Consider the following 17,995-nt stretch of genomic DNA (forward strand, 5'->3'; position numbering starts at 1 on the left):
AGACCCCGCCGCGCGACGAGCGGGCGCGCAGAGCCGAACGGCAGGTACCCCGTCATGAGAAGCTCCCGCCGATTGCGTTCCCTGCTCGCCGTCCCGTGGGCGCTGGCGCTGGCCCTCGCCGGGCTCGCGGCGCCGTCCGCCGCCTCGGCGCCCGGCCCCGAGACCGCGGGCCAGTACGTCGTGACCGGTCCCCGGACCGGCCAGCAGCGCAGCCAGGTCGCCCGGACCGGAGCGGCGATCGGCGCCGTCCGGGCGGGCGGGCTGGAGGTCAGCGCCCTCCCGTCGGAGGTCAGGGCCATCCGGCGGCTCGGCTTCACCGTGAAGCCGGCCCCCGCGCGGACCGCGGACCCGAGCGCGGCCCCGAGCACCGCGGCGACGTCGTACCACACGTTCGCCGAGATGCGGCAGGAGGTCGACTCCGTCGTCGCCGCCCACCCGCAGATCGCCCGCCAGTTCGTCGTCGGCAAGTCCTACCAGGGCCGCGACATCGTCGGCGTGAAGATCAGCGACAACGTGGCGACGGACGAGAACGAGCCCGAAGTGATGATCATCGCCAACATCCACGCGCGCGAGCGGCTCACCGCCGAGCAGGCGCTCGACTACATCGGGCAGCTCACCAGCGGGTACGGGTCCGACAGCCGGATCACGAACCTGGTGAACACGCGCGAGATCTACGTGATGCCGATGGTCAACCCCGACGGCCAGGTCTACGACATGACCAGCGACACGCAGCCGGGGCGGATGTGGCGCAAGAACCGCCAGCCCAACCCCACGTCCACGGGCACGGACCTGAACCGCAACTTCGCCTACAAGTGGGGCTGCTGCGGCGGCTCGTCCGGCAACGGCTCCAGCGAGACCTACCGGGGCACCGGCCCCGAGTCCGCCGTCGAGACGAAGGTCCTCGCCGACTTCGTGCGCAGCCGGGTCGTGGGCGGCAGGCAGCAGCTCGGGATGTTCCTGGACATCCACTCGGACGCGGAGCTGGTGCTGTGGCCGTTCGGCTACACCTACAACAACACCGTGCCGGGCTCGATGTCCGCCGACGAGGAGGCCGCCCACCGCACCATCGGCCGGGAACTCGCCTCGACGAACGGCTTCGCCCCCGAGCAGTCCAGCGACCTCTACATCACCGACGGCACCACGGACGACTACACGTGGGGACAGCAGCGCATCTTCTCGTTCACGTTCGAGCTGGCCGGAGGCAGCTTCTACCCGCCGCCGTCCGCGATCGCCGGTGAGGTCCAGCGCAGCCGCGAGGCCCTGCTGCGGCTGGCCGAATACGCCGACTGCCCCTACCGGGCCATCGGCAAGCAGAGCCAGTACTGCGCCTAGCGGCGGACGGCACGCCGGTCCGGCCCGCGACGGGGCGGACCGGCGCGTCAGCCGAAGCGTTCGCGCAGGGCCGGCAGGAGGTCCGCCTCCGCCCAGGTCCGGAAGTCCTTCTGGTGCTCCGGACCGGACTGGCAGAACGAGATGTGGGTGAAGCCCGCGTCGGCCCACTCCTGGACCGCCTCGACGTAGTCGTCCACGTCGTCGCCGCACGGGACCGACTCCACGACGTCCTCCGGGCGGACGGTCTTCGTGGCGGCCTCGAAGTTCGCCGGACCCGGCAGCTCGGCCATCACCTTCCACGCCGGGGCGGAGAACTTCCACGTGCTGTGGGCGCGTTGCCTGCACTCCTCATAGTCGTGCCCGAAGGCCACGGGGATCTGCCCGTAGACGGGCTTGCCCGCGCCGCCCTCGTTGCGGAAGAGCTCCACGACCTCCGGCACGGGCTGGTCGGAGATGAGAAGGTCCGCGTGCTCGGCGGCGAGCCGGCCGGCGCGCTTCCCGAAGGCCGCCATGCCGATCCGGACGGGCTCGTCGGGCAGGTCGTACAGCTTCGCGGAGTCGACGGTGAAGTGGCGGCCCCGGTAGTTGACGTAGTCGCCGCCGAACAGCGCCCGGATGATCTCCACGGCCTCGGCGAACATCTCGTGCCGGACGTCCACCGACGGCCATCCGCGCCCCACGACGTGCTCGTTGAGGTTCTCCCCCGCGCCGAGGCCGAGCGTGAACCGGCCGTCCGACAGCACGCCCATCGTGGCGGCCTTCTGCGCCACCACGGCCGGGTGGTACCGCATGATCGGGCAGGTCACGAAGGTCATCAGCGGGATGTGGCGGGTGGCCTGGGCGAGCGCGCCGAGCACCGACCAGGCGTAGGCGGAGTGGCCCTGGCTCTCCAGCCACGGGAAGTAGTGGTCGGAGATCACCGAGTAGGCGAACCCCGCCTCCTCGGCCTCCACGAGGTCGGTGACCAGCTGCTTGGGCGGCGTCTGCTCGCAGAGCAGTGTGTATCCGAATTCCATGTCAGATCCCCAGCAGGTCCGTCAGATCGTCGGCATGCTCTTCCTCTTCGGCGAGGATGTGCTCCATCAGCCGCCGGGTCGTCACGTCGCCGTCGCCGAGCCAGCGGATGATCTCCTGGTAGGACTCGATGACGATCCGCTCGGCGACGAGGTTCTCCTCCAGCATGCTCCTGAGGTCGTTCTCGTCGAAGGTCTTGTAGGTGGTGTGCGACCGCTCGGCCAGCGTCTTCGGGTCGAAGTCCGGCTGCCCGCCGAGCTGGCTGATGCGCTCCGCGGCCCGCATCGCGTGGCCGCGCTCCTCGTCGGCGTGCTCGCTGAACTCCGCCGCCACCTGCGCCCGGTCGATCCCGGTCGCGCTGATCGCGTGCTGCGCGTAGCGCATCCAGCACACGATCTCGGTGGCGAGGACGTCGTTGAGGACGCCGATGACCTCCTCGGCGCGTCGGCCGTACCCCGCGGTCACGGGCCCGTCGGTCATCTTCGCGCGGGCGCGTTCCCGGATCGCCGCGACGTCGATGCTGAAGCTGCTCTCGGCCATGCACTCCTCCTGATCAGCGCGAATGTGGGGTCCCTACCCATCACGGGCCACTCATGCCTGTGCGCCGGCGCGAGGCACCCGCTCCCCGGAGGGTCACTTGGCCACCGTCCGTCACATCTGCTATACGTAGAGCTACCTCGCTCCGACCTGGGGCGAGGGAAGGGACATCCGGTATCCACCTTGAGATCCGGGCGTGACAAGGAAGAAAAGGAACCACATGAAGTCCTTCAGCTACACCGAGCTGGACAAGCTCGCCGGTGAGGTCCTGCCGGAGCGCGCCGTGCTGTCCACCCTTCTCGTCGGGGGCGGCGAGAACGAGAACGTCAACATCAACCACGGCGGCGGCAACGGCGGCACGACCGCCATCGTGAACGCCTGCCAGAGCCAGCAGACCCGTCCCGACAGCGGCCTGCTGCAGCTCGTCGGCCTGCACGCGCAGACCGACGCCAGCTCGCAGTCCTGCGTGCCGGGCGCCGCGATCTCCGGCCACTGAGCCGAGCGCGTGTAACCGCGGGCTTCTGCCCGCACTCGGAAGGGCTGGCGGCTTCCGCCAGCCCTTCCCCCTTCCCACAGCGATGCGAAAGCGATTCCATGAGCTCTTCCAACCCTCAGCGGCTCACCTACGCGGTACTGGACCGGTTGACCGCGGAGGTTCTACCGCGACGACTCGCGCTGTCCGCCGGGACCGGCGGCGGCCACCACGGCGGCGACACCGAGGTCTTCTACGCCTGCCAGGCCACCCAGTCCGCCGGCACGTCCGGCCTGCTCGGCACCGGTCTGCTCGCCGAGGCTCCGACCTCCACGGTGTCCTGCATCCCCGCCGTCGTGGTGCACGACAACCGATGAGCGCGCCCGCCGCCCTCGCCCTGCCCGCCCTGGTGGACGGCGCCGAACTCGTCGGCGAGTTCAAGAACTCCGGATACCGGGAGCCGCCGCAGCTGGTCCGGCTGCCGAACCGGCAGCTCGTCCGGCTGCCTCCGCTGCTGTTCCTGGTCGCCAAGGCGCTGCACGAGCACCGCCACCTGGCGGGCGAGGGCGACGTGGCCGCCTCTCTCGCCACGGTGGCCGACTCGGTCAGCCGGGAGGCGGGCGCACGGCTGTCCGCCGAGCAGATCGTCTACCTGGTGGACCGCAAGCTCGCCCCGCTCGGCGTCACCACCTTCAGCGACGGCACCGCGCCGCGGAGCGTGCGGTCCGACCCGTTCCTGGCGCTCAAGTTCAAGATCGCCGTGTTCCCCGAGTCGGTGACCTGGGTCATCGGAGGCCTGTTCGCCTGGCTGTTCCGCCCCTGGGTGATGGCCCCGGTGCTCGCCGCGTTCGTGGCGGGCGAGTACTGGGTGCTCACGTCCAAATCGATCGCCGACGCCATGTCGACGGCGATCCTCAAGCCGGTCAGCATCCTGCTGGTGATCGCGCTCGGGATCGCCTCGTGCGCGTTCCACGAGGTCGGGCACGCCTCGGCCTGCCGGTACGGCGGCGTCCGCCCGGGCGTCATGGGCTGCGGCATCTACCTGGTGTGGCCCGCGTTCTACACCGACATCACGGAGTCGTACCGGCTCGGCCGCGGGGGTCGGCTCCGCACCGACCTCGCCGGCGTCTACTTCAACGCCATCTTCGTCATCGGGCTGACCCTGCTGTACGCGCAGACGGGGTTCGCGCCGCTGCTCGTCGCCATCGTCTACGTCAACCTGGAGATCGTGCAGCAGCTGCTGCCGACGCTCCGGTTCGACGGGTACTACATCATGTCGGACCTCATCGGCATCCCCGACCTGTTCCGGTACATCGGGCCGATCCTGCGCCGGACGCTCCTGCGGCGCCCCGCCGACGCCCGGCTCGAAGACCTCAAGCGCTGGCCCCAGATCTTCGTCACGGTCTGGGTGCTGACGGTGATCCCCATGCTGGCGTTCCAGATCGTGCTGATCATCACCCAGGTCCCCCGGCTGGTGGCCCAGGACTGGGGCATGATGCGCCGGCTCGCGCACGCCGCCGCCGACGGCGCGGACCCCCTCACGCTGCTCACCTCCGGGCTCCAGATCGTCCTGCTCGTCCTGCCGCTGGTCGGTGTGGCGTTCATCCTGTACAGCCTGGTCCGCGGGGTGGTGCGGTGGGCCGTCCGGTACGTGAACGCACCCGTCGCCGAGGCGGCCTCCGGGACCTGACAGACCCCTCTCGCCAACGCGCCGGGTGCCGCCAGGGGGGCACCCGGCGCGTTCTTTTCCCGTTCCGGGGAAAAGCATTTTATAAGCTTTTCCGGTCGCGCTTCGGACCGTGAGGGCCCGGGAATCCCCGGGGACGGGGAGAGAAACTCCACGCAAAGGATCTCTTCCTTTCCCAAGGCCGGCCCCTCCTCGCCGCCGGTGTCTCCGGAAGGCCCCGCGTTGCTCCGTCGCCCTGCCCCCGCCGCGTGGCTGGGGGCCTTCGCGCTCCTCCTGCCCCTCGCGCTCGCGGACCGGTCCGCAGCGGCCGCCCCGCCCCGCGCCGAGGTCGTCGCCGAGACGGCCGTCGCGCCCCGCACCCTGGACCTGACCATCGCCTCTCCCGCCATGGAGGGCCGCCAGAAGGTGCGGCTCCTGCTCCCGCCGGGCTGGTCGCGGGACGCGGGGCGCACCTGGCCCGCGCTGTGGCTGCTGCACGGCGGCGTCGACGACCACACCGCCTGGACGCGCGACACCGACGTCGCGGAACTCACCGCCGGCGCCGGGATCATCGTCGTCATGCCGAACGGCGGCCGCTGCGGCAATTACTCCGACTGGTGGAATTACGGGAAGGGCGGCCCGCCGCGCTGGGAGACGTTCCACATGACCGAGCTGCGCGGCATCCTCGAACGCGACTACCGCGCGGGGACGCGACGCGTGATCGCCGGGAATTCCATGGGCGGCCTCGGCGCCCTGCTGTACGCGGCGCGGTTCCCCGGCGCGTTCGCGGCCGCGGCGGCGTTCAGCGGCTACCTCGACACCCTGTACGGCCACGAGCCGGGCGACGACTCGACCGGCTGGGGACCGTCCCTGGCCTGCCCCGGCACCGACTGGCGGCGGGTGTGGGGCGACCCCGACGGCCAGGCCGGGATCTGGCACGCCCACAACCCGGCCGACCTCGCGGGGCGGCTGCGCGGCGTCCGGCTCTGGGTGGCGAGCGGCAACGGGAGGGCCGGGTCGCTCGGCGGGCTGCCGTTCACCGACCCGGTGGAGGCCGGCGCGAACGACCACGCGCGCGCGTTCGTCGACCGGCTGCGGGCACTCGGCGTCCCGGTGACCGCCCGCTTCTTCGACGGCCAGCACGACTGGCCGTACTGGCAGCGCGACCTGCACGAGGCGTACCCGATGCTCCTGGACGCCCTGGGCCTCGGCCCCTGCCCCGGGCTCAGTCGTTCTTGAGCCGCTCCGCGGGGTCTTCCAGGCCGAGGGGCCCGTGCCATTCGAGCAGCAGGACGGTGGCGTCGTCGTCCAGGCGCCCCGCGTGGTGCTCCAGGATGCTGTGGACGAGGCGCCGCAGCGTCTCGGGGACCGACAGCCCGTCGGCCTCGCGCCGGATGATGAAGTCGACGAACCGGTCCAGCCCGAACTCCTGCTTGCTGGGGTCGCGCGCCTCCACGATCCCGTCGCTGTAGAACAGGATCCGGTCACCCGGTTCCAGCTGCTCGCCGCACAGCTTCGGCTGCACGCCGAGGCCGGTGCCGAGCGGGGTGCCGGGCGGGCATTCCAGCGTGGTGACCCACCGCGACCCGCGGATGACGACCGGCGGGGGGTGCCCGTTCGAGACCCAGGACAGCTGCCCCGAGGGCAGGTCGAGCTCGGCCAGCACCCCCGTGACAAAGCGCCCGCTCGGATCCCGTTCCAGGAGCGCCGCCTCGACCGCCTGCGCCGTCTCGACGAGCCCGGCGCCCTGGATGCGGGCGTTGCGGCAGGCCGCGACGGCGAGGTTGGAGGTGAGCCCGGCAGCGGTGTCGTGCCCCATGGCGTCGAAGATCGTGAGATGGACGGTGTCGCCCGCGAGCGCGTAGTCGAAGGTGTCGCCGCCCAGCATGTAGGCCGGCTCCAGCGCGGCGCCGATGACCACTTGGTCGTTGGCGAAGGTCATCGGGGGCAGCAGCCGCCACTGCATCTCCGCCGACACGGTCATGTCCCTGGTCCGCACGAGCCGGGAGAAGGAGTCGCTGTACGGGCCCTTGCTGACGATGATCAACGCGACCAGGCCGGCCAGGGACTCGGCCTCCTGGTAGGCCCGGGCGTCGTCGCGGCGGACGGTCACGCGCAGCACGCCGATCCGCTCGGCCCCGTCGAGGATCGGCACCCAGTACTGGCAGTTCCCGCCGTCGAGGACCTGCCCGGCCGTGGGTTCCATCGTCTGGAAGGCCCGGCCCGCGACCGTCCCGTCGATTCTCAGTTCCGGGGTCTCGGCTCCGGGGTTCCGCCCGGCGTCCGGGCCCTCGCCCGTCAGCAGCCGCAGCACCGTCTGCTGGAGGTCGACGACGTAGATGATCGCGTCATGCAGGCCGCGGGCGCCGGCGTGCCGGGCCACCGCGCCCGGCAACTGCTCCATCGACATCAGATGGCTGGCCGCCAGCAGCTCTCTCAGCATCGGTTCGCCGCCCTGCCTGCTCGGGTTCTCGGGGGTCGTGCACTCCACCGTCCCGCGGGCGGACCACCTCTCACCAGGACCGCATTCCCCCCTTTTCGCAGGACACTACCCTCCCGCGGCATGTCCATGTGGCATCCGGTCCGAGGCGGGCCAGACGTAGGGCAGGTCGTCGGGCACGCCGGGGAACAGGGGGCGGTAGAAGCCGGGGTCCTTGCGGACGAGCGCCGACCGGTGGCTGAGGTGGAAGGCGCGGTCGCCGAGCCAGGGCGGCAGCTCCCCCGCCGCGGCGAGCCGCTCCTGCGCGCGCGGGCCCCGGACGCCCCGCACGTCGGCGAGCTCGGCCGTCAGCGTCGCCGCGCAGGTGTCGCCGTGGCCGAGCCCGCACCAGCGCCCGCAGATCTCCAGGCCGTACCGGACGAGCGCCTCCTCGTACCCCGTCCACATGAGCGCCGCCGGGTGGCGCCGCCAGCCGTAGCCGGGCACGGTGAGCGCCCGCAGGACCTGGACGGTCTCGACACGCTGCTTGCCGAGCCGCCGCCGGTCGAGGACGCCGGCCGTGGCCGCGAAGTCCGCGTACGGCAGAAAGGTCTGCACACCGCCCCCCGGATATGCCCCGTCCGGCATACCTACCCGGCGGTACACGGCGGACGCGTCGCGCCCGAGGTCAGGTCCGGGACGGGGAGGGACCGGAGGGCAGCAGCGCGGCGATCTCGGGCTTCAGCAGGCCGCGGACGTTCGCGTAGGAGGTGCCGAAGTTCAGGTTGCCGCAGCCGTCGCTGCCTCCCGCCAGGAAGGAGAGCTCGAATCCGGAGGGGGTGAAGAACGGGAACAGGAACGGCACCTGGCCGAGCGTCGCCGGCCGGTCCCTGCGCGGGGAGAAGTCGGCGAGCTCGAACGGACCGTCGGGGCCGCAGTCCTGCCACCGGCGCTCGTTCGGAGCCGGCTTCTGCGGGACCAGGGAGTTGAGCCGGCGCACGCCGTCCGCGGTCAGGGTCGAGGGCTGGAAGACGTCGGCCGCGGTCAGCTTGCGCCCGGTGCGCAGGTCGACGGTGACGACCTCGCCGCCCGGGGAGCCGTCCGCCTGCTGGCAGTTGTCCGACAGCATGAAGTAGCGGACCGACACCAGGCGGGGACCGCGCAGCCCGAGCCTCGTCTCGGTGCCGAGCTTCACGGGCTTGCCCTTGCAGTCGACCTGGGAGGCGAGCCGTCTCGCGGAGGCGACGAGCCGGTCCACCGGCCCGCGGAGTTCGGCGTTGACGCGGCGCTCCAGGGCGGGGTCCTTCAGTCCGGTGACCTTCGGGTACCGCGCGTTCTGGACCACGATCGCCGGGCCGGTGAGCTTGCGGTTGTCGGCGACGAGGGTGACGACGGGGGCGGGTGCGGCGGCGGGCGGCTGGGGTTTCTGGTCCTGCACCGCGTAGACGACGCCGCCCGCCGTCCCCGCGACCACGGCGGCGCCCGCGGCCGCCATCGTGCCCTTGCCGACCGCGGTGGCGAGGAAGCCCTTGCTCACCGCCGCGCCCGTGGTCCCCGCACCGCCCGCGCCGCCCGCACCGGCCGTGCCCGCGGTGCCCGCCGCGCCCGCGGTCGCGGCGGCCGCGGCCGCGCCCGGCGTGACGGCGAGGGCGCCGAGCGGGAACAGCGCGACCAGCGCGACGGCGGCGGCGGCCAGGGCGCGCATGCCCCGCTGCTCCCAGTCGCTCCCGTACGCGGCGATCGCGACGGACTCCAGCCGCGTGACGAACTCCGCCGCGCCCGGCGGCCGCTGCCCCGGGTCCTTGGCCATCCCCTCCAGGACGAGCCGGCGCAGCGGCTCGGGCACCTCCCGCACGTCGACCTGCGCGGTGAGGTGCTGGTTCATCAGGGCCGCCCGCTCGGCCGTCGCGAAGGGGCGCCGCCCGGTGACGCACTCCACGAACACGCACGTCGCGGCGTACACGTCGGTGGCGGGGCTGGCGGGTTCGCCGCGCCACTGCTCCGGCGCCATGTAGACCGGCGTCCCCGACATCGAGCTGCCGCCCGCCAGGACGGCGATGCCGAAGTCCACGAGCTTGCTGAGGCCGTCGCCCCGCACCACGACGTTCGCCGGCTTGTAGTCGCGGTGCACGACGCCGACGGCGTGGGCGGCCGCGAGCCCGAGCAGCGAGCCCTTCAGCACGAGCAGCGCCGCCTCCGGGGCGAGGGCCCCGTGCTCGCGCAGCACCTCCTTCAGGGACGCGCCGTTCACCGCCTCCATCACGATCGCCGCGCCGTGCTCGCCCTCCACGAACTGGTAGAGGCGCGCCACGTACGGGCTCGTCAGGCGCCCCAGCATCTGCGCCTCGGACCGCAGCGCGCCGACCGCGCCGGGATCCCCGCCGACCAGGTACTTGATCGCAACCGGAGTCCCGGACGCCGTGTGGCGGGCCAGGACGACCCGTCCCTGCGCGCCCCGTCCGAGTTCGCGCTCCTCAGTGAACCCCGTCAGCCGCCAGTCCATCCCGCGCTCCCGCCGCTCTTCAGATCATGCTTCACAGGACGGTGACGCCACCGCGTGAGGAAAGGTTCGCGGAAAGTCCGCACGACCGCCGCATCCGGGGGCCGGGCAGGGCCTCCGGGGACGGCCGGTGAGATGGGACACACCGCCCGCCGCGCGACCCCCGGCCCGGAGGCCTCCGAAGCCACAGGTCACGGGCCGCGCTTATCATTCCATGACAAAGCGCGAAGGAAAAGCGCGGCCGGGAATTCACGGAAGGAATGTGCTACAACCCGTTGGAGTTCGCCGACCGCGAAAGGATCTTCATGGGCGCAGCGGAGGCTCTCGCAGGGGTCGTCGACACGGAGCGCTATCCGCTGGCCGCGCCGGGAGGCGCCGGCTGGGACGTTCTCGTTTCCCGGACCAGGGCCGAACTGGCGAAAACGGGCTGCTGCGTGCTGCCCGACTTCATTCGCCCGGCATTGCTGGACGCGCTGCGCGCGGAATGCGAGGCGATCGCGCCGCACGCGCATTACGACGTCGAAACGGTGAACGCCTACAACATCGATGTGAGCACGCCTTTGCCGGAGGACCATCCGGGGCGTCTCACCGTCGAGCGGGGCAACGCGTTCGTCGCCCGCGACCACATCCCCGCGGACTTCCTCGTCCACCGGCTCTACGCGAACGGGCTCTTCCAGCGGTTCGTGGCGGCCTGCTTCGGGCTGCCCCGGGTGCACGAGCTGGCCGATCCGCTGTCGGGGCTCGTCCTCAACGTCGTCAACCCGGGAATGGAGCATCCCTGGCACTTCGACACCAACGAGTTCACGGTCAGCCTGCTGACGCGGGAACCCGAGGACGGGGGCGTCTTCGAGTACTGCCCGAACATCAGGTCGGCGGAGGCGGAGAACTTCGGCGACGTGCGCCGCGTGCTGACCGGCCGCGGCGGCGACCTCGTCCGGCGGCTCACGCTTCGCCCGGGTGACCTGCAGTTGTTCAAGGGACGGTACTCGCTGCACCGGGTCGCCGCGGTCCGGGGGGACACGGCGCGGCACACGGCGATCCTCGCCTACAGCGAGCGCCCGGGGGTCATCGGCAGCGTCGCGCGCACGAGGCAGCTCTTCGGCCGCGTCCTGCCCGAGCACCTGGCGGCGGAGGGGCGCGCCGTCCGGGTCGACCGGCTGCTGGACTAGGAGGCACCCGCCCGTGCGCACGGACGCCACAGGGAAGATCTCGCTCGACCACATCTACACCAGCCCCGATCCCCGCGCCTACTTCGGCACGCTGCGCGAACTCCACTACGACATCCCGGAACTGGCCAAACCGCACTTCCAGCGGCTCATCGCCGAATACCGGGAGGCGCGCGGTGTCCCGGTTCCGACCGTTCTCGATATCGGCTGTTCCTACGGCATCAATGCGGCCCTGCTGAAATATGGCGTGACGATGGCTGACCTGTACGATCGCTACGGCGGTCCCGACGCCCTCGGATACACCCGTGCCAGGCTGCTGGCCCGAGACCGGGAGTTGGTCCGTTCCCGTGAGACGACGAGCCGGCTGCGCTTCCTCGGCCTGGACGCCTCCGACAGCGCCCTTTCCTACGCGCTCGAAGCCGGTTTCCTCGACGGCGCCGTCCACGCGGATCTGGAGAACGACGAGCCGACCCCCGAGCAGCGCGCCCAGCTCGCCGGGACGGACGTGGTCATCTCGACGGGGTGCCTCGGATACGTCACCGAGCGCACCATCACCCGCGTCGTCGAGGCGCACGGGGAGCACCGGCCCTGGATGGCGCACTTCGTGCTGCGCATGTTCCCGTTCGACCCGGTCGCCGACGCGCTCGCGGCCGCCGGGTACACGACGGTCCGCCACGACGGCCTGTTCCGCCAGCGGCGGTTCGCGACGCCGCAGGAGCAGGCGCTCGTCCTGGACCGCCTCGCCGACGTCGGCGCCGACCCGAGCGGCCTGGAGACCGGCGGCTGGTTCTACGCACAGCTCTACGTCTCCCGTCCTGACGACAGAACAAGAGGATCGATGTGAACGCCGGCGATGAACTCTCGTCCCGCACCTTCGGCAACGAGGAGCGCCTGCCGCGGGTGCCGCTGCCCACGCTCGACGAGACCTGCGAGCGGTTCCTCGAATGGTGCGGGCCGCTGCTGACCGCGGAGGAGCGGGCCCGGACGGAGGCGGCGCTGGCCTCGTTCGCCCGCCCGGGCGGGCCGGGCCGCACGCTGCACGCCGCGCTGGAGCGCTACGACGCGAGCGAGGGGGTGGACAGCTGGCTGGACACCTTCTGGCCCTACCGGTACCTCGGCCGCCGCGACCGGATCGCGCTGAACGCCAACTTCTTCTTCCTGTTCAAGGAGTCGCCGGAGGGACAGGTCGAGCGCGCGGCCGGCCTCGTCGCCGGAGCGCTGGACTACAAGCTGCGGCTCGACCGCGAGGAGATCCCGCCCGTCGTGCAGCGCGGCCGGCCGCTGTCGATGGCGCAGAACCGGTACCTGTTCTCCACCACCCGCATCCCCGGCGCCGAGCAGGACACCGTCCGCGCCCCCTACACCGCCGAGTGGCCCGGCCCCTCGGACGCCCGCCACATCGTCGTGCTCTTCCGCGGCAACATGATCCGGATGGACGTGCTGGGGCCCGACGGCCGCCCCCACACGCTGGAGGAGCTGCGGGCGGGACTGGCCGCCGTCATGAGGGCGGAGGCCGCGCCGGAGCCGTCCGCCGGGCACCTCACCACCAAGGCCCGCGCCGAGTGGGCGGCGAGCCGCGAGGCGCTGCTGGCCCTCGGCAACGCCGAGGCGCTCGACGACGTCGAGACCGCGCTGTTCTGCGTGTGCCTGGAGGACTTCGTCCCCGCGAGCACCCTCGACGCCTGCGACCACCTGCTCCACGGCGACAGCGCCAACCGCTGGTTCGACAAGGCCGTCTCCTTCGTCGTGTTCGGGGACGGCACCGCGGGCATCAACGTGGAGCACTGCGGCCTGGACGGCACCACGATCCTCAGCTTCGTCGACGCGCTGCTGGGCGAATCCCCGGAGAAGCTGTCGCACCGGTCGGGCGCCCGGTCGCAGGGGCTCCCGGCCGTCCGGGCGATCGAGTTCACCCTCGACGATGCCCTGCGGCGCGACATCGGCGACGCCGCGGCGGCGTTCGCCGCCTACGGGGCGGCCACGGCCACCGCGACCGTGTCGTTCGACGACTTCGGCACCGAAAGCATCAAGCAGCTGAAGATGTCACCGGACGCGTTCGTCCAGACGGCCTACCAGCTCGCCCACAAGCGCGCCAAGGGCCGCGTCGGCGCCACCTACGAGTCGATCGCCACCCGCCAGTACCGGAACGGGCGGACCGAGGCGATGCGGGTCGTCACCCCCGAGGTGCTCCGCTTCGTCGAGGCCATGGACGACCCGGCCGCCGGGCCCGGACCGCGCCGGGACGCGTTCCGCGCCGCCGCCGACGCCCACGTCCGGCGGGCCAGGGAGTGCCAGGCGGGGCAGGCGCCCGAGCAGCACCTCTGGGAGCTCCAGCTCGTCCAGAAGCGGCGCGGCGCCGAGCTGGGCGTCACCGAGCCGCTCCCGCTGTTCGGGTCCCCGGGGTGGCTCGTCATGCGGGACGACTACCTGAGCACCAGCTCGGCGCCGTCGGTCAACATCCGGTACTTCGGGTTCGGGTCGACGAGCGAGCAGTGCATCGGCGTCGCCTACGTCCTGCTCCCCGACCGGTTCAACGTCTACCTGAGCACTCCGCGGCCGGTGGCGGGCGCGATGCGGGAGTTCGCCGACCGGCTCCGCGAGGCCGTCCGGGAGCTGCGGGAGCTCCTGGCGTGATCACCGGCCGGGTCTCGCCGGCCGGTGCCTCCGCCCGATCGGGTAGAGCCAGCGCCGGAACACCCGGCTGAGCCCGGGCATCACGAGCAGGGTGAGCAGCGGGATCACGATGACGGGGAACGTCAGCGCCCGCACCGGCAGCGGCCACGACTGGGTCAGCGGCGTGACGAACGCCTGCAGCAGCAGGCTGAGCGGGTACACCGCGCAGAAGGTGACCACGATCATCTTGAGCTTGGAGGGCGGCGGGACGGACTCGCCCGGCAGGTTGAACCACGTCTCCAGCCCGGTGGTGTCCTGCCGGTGCTCGTCGGCGATCCCGCTGACCCGCTCGATCCACTCCGCGCGCTCGCCGGAGTGCAGCCACCGGTCGAGACTCTTCTGGTCGGCGAAGTTCACGACCGTGTAGTACCGGTGCCGCGACCCCTCCGCGCGCAGCCAGGTGGCGCCCTGGTGGCCGGAGTACCGGGTCGCGACCTCGTGGAGCCCCTCCGCCCACTCCTCGAAGTCGCGCTCCCGGCCCGGCTTGACGTCCCAGGTGAACACGACCGTGACGGGCTCGGTCTCCGTGGAAGCCATGGCTGAGATCTCACCCGTCACGTCCGGTCCATGCATGTATGTACCGGTCAGGTGGCGGCGAGCGCCTCGGTGGGGCTGAGGCGGGACGCCCGGATCGCCGGGTACAGGCCGGCGACCGCGCCGATGAGCAGGGTCGCGGCGACCCCGCCGAGCACCGCCCACGCGGGGATCACCACCGGCCACCCCTGGGAGACGGCGTAGCCGGCGGTGACCAGCGCGCCCACGGCCGCCCCGCCGGCGCCGCCGAGCGCCGACAGCAGCAGCGACTCGGCGAGGAACTGCGTGCGGATCTGGCCGCGGGTCGCGCCGAGGGAGCGGCGCAGCCCGATCTCCGACCGGCGCTCCAGCACCGAGATGACCATGGTGTTGGCGACCCCCACGCCGCCGACCAGCAGCGCGACCGCGCCGAGGCCGAGCAGCAGCCCGGTGAACGCCTCCCCCGCCGCCTTCCTGGCCGCCAGCGCGTCCGACGGCCGCGACACCTCCACCTCGTTCGGCGCCTCCGGGTCGGCGGTCGCGGCCAGCACGTCCCGGACGTCCTCGACGCTCGCCTCCGCCGACCGGGTGTAGATCGTCGTCGGATGGCCGTCGAAGCCGAGCCGGGACCGCGCCGCCGGCCAGCCGACCAGCGCGGCGCTGTCCAGCTCGGGGGCCAGCACCACCGGCTCCAGGATGCCGATCACGGTGAACCAGCGGCCGCCGATCAGCACCTGGACGTCCGGGGCCGCGTGCCCGATCCCGAGGCGCCGCGCGGCGGTCGAGCCGAGAACCGTCGCGGGAAAGCCGCCGGTCGCGGCGTTCAGCCACACGCCGCCGCGCAGTTTCGCCCCCGTCGCGGCGCGCAGGTCGGCGCGGGCCGCGTACGCCGAGATCCCGTTGGTCTCCGCCTCCGGGATCCTGCCCGTCCGGTAGACCTTCGCGCCGTCCAGCAGACCGGTCGCCGACACCTCCCGGACCGGGGCGATCCGGGCCACCATGGCCTCCGACTCCAGCGGCAGCTCCGCCTTCTCTCCGGTCAGGGTGTTGCCGGGCGAGACGGTCAGCAGGTTCGTGCCGAGCGCCGCGAGCGCCCGGTCGAGGTCGGCGCGGGACGAGGAGGACACCCCGACGACCGCGACCATCGCGGCGATCCCGATCGCGATGCCGAGCGCGGACAGGAACGCCCGCAAGGGCCGGGTCCGCAGGCCCACCGCGCCGACCCTGAGCACGTCGCCCGGCCACAGCCGCGCCGGGCGCAGCGTCCCGGCCGTCATCGCGCCGCCCCCGCCGGGCGCGGGCCGTCCCCCGCCGGGCGCGGGCCGTCCCCCGCCGGGCCGTCCACCGCGGCGGCGTCCTCCACCACGGCGTCCTCCACCACGGCGTCCTCGACCCCGGAGTCCTCCACCACCAGGCCGTCGCGCATCCGGACGCGGCGGGGCAGGGCCGCCGCGATCTCCCGGTCGTGCGTGATGAGCACGACGGTGGTGCCCGCGGCGTGCAGCTCGCGCAGCAGCGCCATCACCCCCTCGCCGGACGCCGAGTCCAGCGCGCCGGTCGGCTCGTCCGCGAGCAGCAGCGCGGGCTCCCCGGCGACCGCCCTCGCGATCGCGACCCGCTGCCGCTCCCCGCCGGACAGCTCGTGCGGCTCGTGCTCCAGCCGGTGGCCGAGCCCGACCCGCTCCAGCGCCGCCGCCGCCCGCCGGCGCCGCGCCGCCGGGCGCAGCCCGGTGTACAGCAGGCCGTCCGCGACGTTGTCGATCGCCCGGGTCCCGGCGGCCAGGTGGAAGTGCTGGAAGACGAACCCGATGCGGCTCGCGCGCAGCGCCGACAGCCGCGCGTCCGGGAGCCGCCCCACGTCGTGGCCGTCGACGCTGATCTCGCCCGAGGTGGGGCGGTCCAGGGTGCCGAGCATGTTGAGCATGGTCGTCTTGCCCGACCCGGAGGGGCCGACGATCGCGACCAGCTCGCCCGCGCCGACGTGCAGCGACACCCCGGCGAGCGCGTGCACGCCGCCCGGGTAGGACTTCCTCACGTCCCGCAGTGTGATCATTTCGGCACCCCCACGAGCACGCCCTCGGCGATCCCCGGTCCGGAGACCTCGACCTTCCCGTCGGCGAACAGCCCCGTCTCGACCGGGACATAGGACGACGTCCCGCCCTTGACGACCTCCACGCCGAAGCCGCCCTCCCGCAGCGCGACCAGCGCGGACACCGGCACCGTCAGCACGTTCTCGCGCCTGCCCGCGGTGAACCGGACGTCGGCGGAGGCGAGCGCGTACCGGGCCGCGGCCTTCCTGGCCGCGGCGGAGTCGAGCCAGATCGTGACCTCCACCTTCGTCTCCGGGTCCTCGCCCTGCCCGCCCGGCTCGATCACGGTGGTGACCTCGTCGATCTCGGCCGCGACCGGCCGGCCCTCCGGCAGGGTCACCTCGACCCGCGCGCCCTTCTTCGCCAGCCGCTGGTCGGCGGTGTCCAGCTCGACCGTGACGGCCTGCGCGGTCCCGGTGTAGCCGAGGATCTTCTTGCCGGGCGCGGCGGGCTCGCCCGGGTTCGCCGCGACGGTCTCGACCCGGACGGGCCCCTCCGCGTAGGCGACCCGCCCGACCTCGACGGTCCCGGTCTCCGGCGCGCCGATGTCCTCCTGCCATTCCCGGACGGCCTCGGCCGTGCCCGAGGTGTACTCGTCGTCCACGGTGAAGCCGTCGTAGCCGAGCGCGCTGAGGTTCCGCTCGAACCGCTTCACGTCGGAGCCCTCGGTGCCGACCCGCAGCGGCCGGTAGGACGGCTTGGGCCCGTACATCAGCACGACGGGGTCGCCGTCGAGCTCGTACAGCCGATGGCCGCGGGTGACCTCGTCCCCGCTCTCGGGCAGCCAGGTGATCGTGCCCCTGGCCTGGCTCGTCGCGGTCAGGGTCGGGCCGTAGCCGAGCCGCCCGTCCTCGGTCTGGGTGTCGCTGAGCGTCTCCCGGGCCACCTTCGCGGTGCCGGGCGGCAGGGCCGCGGCCCGTCCTCCCTCCCGGTCCCCGCCCGCGGCGAGCGCGGCGACGGTGGCGGCGCCGCCCGCCGCGACGACGGCGGCGACGGCCAGAGCGATCTTCAGGCGGGGCCCGCGGCGGCGGGCGCGGCGGCCCGCGGGCTCGGCCGGCGCGCGTTCCGCGACCGTCTCCCCCGTCACTTCCCGCCGCCCTGCAGGACCTTGTCGCACGCCTGCTGCGCCGTCTCCAGATCCGGGTCGTCACCGACCGTGTTCTTGTCGATCCGGATGCCGGGCTGGTTCGGGTCGGGGTCCGGGAACTTCTCCACGCCGTTCTTGCGCATGCACGCGGCGAACTCGCGCGCCCGCTCCTGCATCTTCGGATCGGGCGCGCCGGTGCGGTCGGCCATGGGGTTGTACTGCCGGCACGCCTCCATGGCCTTGTCCATGGCGCCCTTGTCGCCCTTGTTCTGGATCCGGATGCCTCCGCCGGGCTTCGGGTCCTCCATGTCGACGCCGTGCTCGCGCATGCACTGGGCGAACTTGACGCCGCGCTCCTCCGGGGCGAGCTGCTCGCCGCCCTGCTTCGCTCCGCCCTGCTTCGCGCCCCCGTTCGCCGAGGCCACGCCGTCGCCCTTGCCGTCAGAGCCGCACCCGGTCAGGGTCAGCGCCAGCGCGAGCGGCACCATCGCCAGGATCCGCAGTCGCATGTCTCCTCCTCACTCCC

The 17,995-nt window shown here is 72.8% G+C and carries 18 protein-coding genes; 8 read left to right on the forward strand and 10 right to left on the reverse strand.

Annotated features, from left to right (window positions below):
• Positions 1-54 precede the first annotated feature (54 nt).
• Entirely contained in the window at positions 55-1,332 is a 1,278-nt protein-coding gene (locus AB0C87_RS00835; RefSeq protein ID WP_345183354.1) for a M14 family metallopeptidase, read from the forward strand.
• 47 nt (positions 1,333-1,379) lie between these two features.
• Here AB0C87_RS00835 and AB0C87_RS00840 read toward each other — a convergent pair whose 3' ends face one another.
• On the reverse strand, positions 1,380-2,348 hold the full coding sequence (locus tag AB0C87_RS00840) for a TIGR03557 family F420-dependent LLM class oxidoreductase (RefSeq protein ID WP_345183356.1): 969 nt from the start codon (positions 2,346-2,348) through the stop codon (positions 1,380-1,382).
• A 1-nt stretch (position 2,349) separates the two neighbouring features.
• On the reverse strand, positions 2,350-2,886 hold the full coding sequence (locus AB0C87_RS00845) for a DUF892 family protein (protein ID WP_345183358.1): 537 nt from the start codon (positions 2,884-2,886) through the stop codon (positions 2,350-2,352).
• A gap of 217 nt (positions 2,887-3,103) precedes the next feature.
• Here AB0C87_RS00845 and AB0C87_RS00850 point away from each other — a divergent pair, with 217 nt between their 5' ends.
• The 4 genes from AB0C87_RS00850 to AB0C87_RS00865 all read left to right on the forward strand — a co-directional run bounded on the left by AB0C87_RS00850 (position 3,104) and on the right by AB0C87_RS00865 (position 6,260).
• Positions 3,104-3,379, forward strand: a complete 276-nt coding sequence (locus AB0C87_RS00850) for a hypothetical protein (protein WP_345183359.1) — start codon at positions 3,104-3,106, stop codon at positions 3,377-3,379.
• Positions 3,380-3,477: 98 nt separating this feature from the next.
• Entirely contained in the window at positions 3,478-3,732 is a 255-nt protein-coding gene (locus AB0C87_RS00855; RefSeq protein WP_345183361.1) for a hypothetical protein, read from the forward strand.
• Positions 3,729-5,045: a hypothetical protein gene (locus AB0C87_RS00860; protein ID WP_360348275.1), complete on the forward strand. Its 1,317-nt coding sequence runs from the start codon at positions 3,729-3,731 to the stop codon at positions 5,043-5,045. The genes AB0C87_RS00855 and AB0C87_RS00860 overlap by 4 nt, the downstream gene beginning before the upstream one ends.
• A 219-nt stretch (positions 5,046-5,264) precedes the next feature.
• Positions 5,265-6,260: an alpha/beta hydrolase-fold protein gene (locus tag AB0C87_RS00865; protein ID WP_353832945.1), complete on the forward strand. Its 996-nt coding sequence runs from the start codon at positions 5,265-5,267 to the stop codon at positions 6,258-6,260.
• Here AB0C87_RS00865 and AB0C87_RS00870 read toward each other — a convergent pair.
• From AB0C87_RS00870 to AB0C87_RS00880, 3 genes are all read right to left on the reverse strand, one after another.
• Positions 6,247-7,464, reverse strand: coding sequence for a PP2C family protein-serine/threonine phosphatase (locus tag AB0C87_RS00870; protein ID WP_345183367.1), 1,218 nt, complete (start codon positions 7,462-7,464; stop codon positions 6,247-6,249). The genes AB0C87_RS00865 and AB0C87_RS00870 overlap by 14 nt on opposite strands.
• Before the next feature lie 105 nt (positions 7,465-7,569).
• Entirely contained in the window at positions 7,570-8,058 is a 489-nt protein-coding gene (locus AB0C87_RS00875) for an MSMEG_6728 family protein (protein WP_345183369.1), read from the reverse strand.
• A gap of 70 nt (positions 8,059-8,128) precedes the next feature.
• Positions 8,129-9,943: a serine/threonine-protein kinase gene (locus AB0C87_RS00880; RefSeq protein WP_360575895.1), complete on the reverse strand. Its 1,815-nt coding sequence runs from the start codon at positions 9,941-9,943 to the stop codon at positions 8,129-8,131.
• Positions 9,944-10,245: 302 nt separating this feature from the next.
• On the opposite strand from AB0C87_RS00880, the gene AB0C87_RS00885 reads away from it, so the two are divergent.
• The 3 genes from AB0C87_RS00885 to AB0C87_RS00895 are packed head-to-tail and all read left to right on the forward strand — an operon-like array spanning position 10,246 to position 13,740.
• Positions 10,246-11,109 carry an arpA protein gene (locus AB0C87_RS00885; RefSeq protein WP_360575897.1) on the forward strand — a complete coding sequence of 288 codons (864 nt, stop codon included), beginning with the start codon at positions 10,246-10,248 and terminating at the stop codon, positions 11,107-11,109.
• A 13-nt stretch (positions 11,110-11,122) separates the two neighbouring features.
• Positions 11,123-11,950 carry a class I SAM-dependent methyltransferase gene (locus AB0C87_RS00890; protein ID WP_353835727.1) on the forward strand — a complete coding sequence of 276 codons (828 nt, stop codon included), beginning with the start codon at positions 11,123-11,125 and terminating at the stop codon, positions 11,948-11,950.
• Positions 11,947-13,740 (forward strand): choline/carnitine O-acyltransferase, encoded by a 1,794-nt coding sequence (locus AB0C87_RS00895; RefSeq protein ID WP_360575899.1) that lies wholly within the window; start codon positions 11,947-11,949, stop codon positions 13,738-13,740. Before AB0C87_RS00890 ends, AB0C87_RS00895 begins: the two co-directional genes overlap by 4 nt.
• Here the strand turns inward: AB0C87_RS00895 and AB0C87_RS00900 are convergent, their stop codons facing one another.
• From AB0C87_RS00900 to AB0C87_RS00920, 5 genes are read right to left on the reverse strand one after another with little or no spacing between them, the layout of a single operon-like run.
• Positions 13,741-14,316 carry an antibiotic biosynthesis monooxygenase gene (locus AB0C87_RS00900; RefSeq protein WP_345185025.1) on the reverse strand — a complete coding sequence of 192 codons (576 nt, stop codon included), beginning with the start codon at positions 14,314-14,316 and terminating at the stop codon, positions 13,741-13,743.
• Positions 14,317-14,363: 47 nt separating this feature from the next.
• Positions 14,364-15,569 (reverse strand): ABC transporter permease, encoded by a 1,206-nt coding sequence (locus AB0C87_RS00905; protein ID WP_345185023.1) that lies wholly within the window; start codon positions 15,567-15,569, stop codon positions 14,364-14,366.
• Positions 15,566-16,345 carry an ABC transporter ATP-binding protein gene (locus AB0C87_RS00910; protein ID WP_360575902.1) on the reverse strand — a complete coding sequence of 260 codons (780 nt, stop codon included), beginning with the start codon at positions 16,343-16,345 and terminating at the stop codon, positions 15,566-15,568. The genes AB0C87_RS00905 and AB0C87_RS00910 overlap by 4 nt, the downstream gene beginning before the upstream one ends.
• A complete protein-coding gene (locus AB0C87_RS00915; protein WP_360575904.1) occupies positions 16,342-17,469 on the reverse strand; it encodes a peptidoglycan-binding protein in 1,128 nt (375 codons plus the stop codon). The genes AB0C87_RS00910 and AB0C87_RS00915 overlap by 4 nt, the downstream gene beginning before the upstream one ends.
• Positions 17,466-17,978, reverse strand: coding sequence for a hypothetical protein (locus tag AB0C87_RS00920; RefSeq protein WP_345185013.1), 513 nt, complete (start codon positions 17,976-17,978; stop codon positions 17,466-17,468). Before AB0C87_RS00920 ends, AB0C87_RS00915 begins: the two co-directional genes overlap by 4 nt.
• Positions 17,979-17,995: the final 17 nt, after the last annotated feature.

It is taken from the genome of Actinomadura sp. NPDC048021 (genome assembly GCF_040653135.1).
Classification (GTDB): domain Bacteria; phylum Actinomycetota; class Actinomycetes; order Streptosporangiales; family Streptosporangiaceae; genus Spirillospora; species Spirillospora verrucosospora.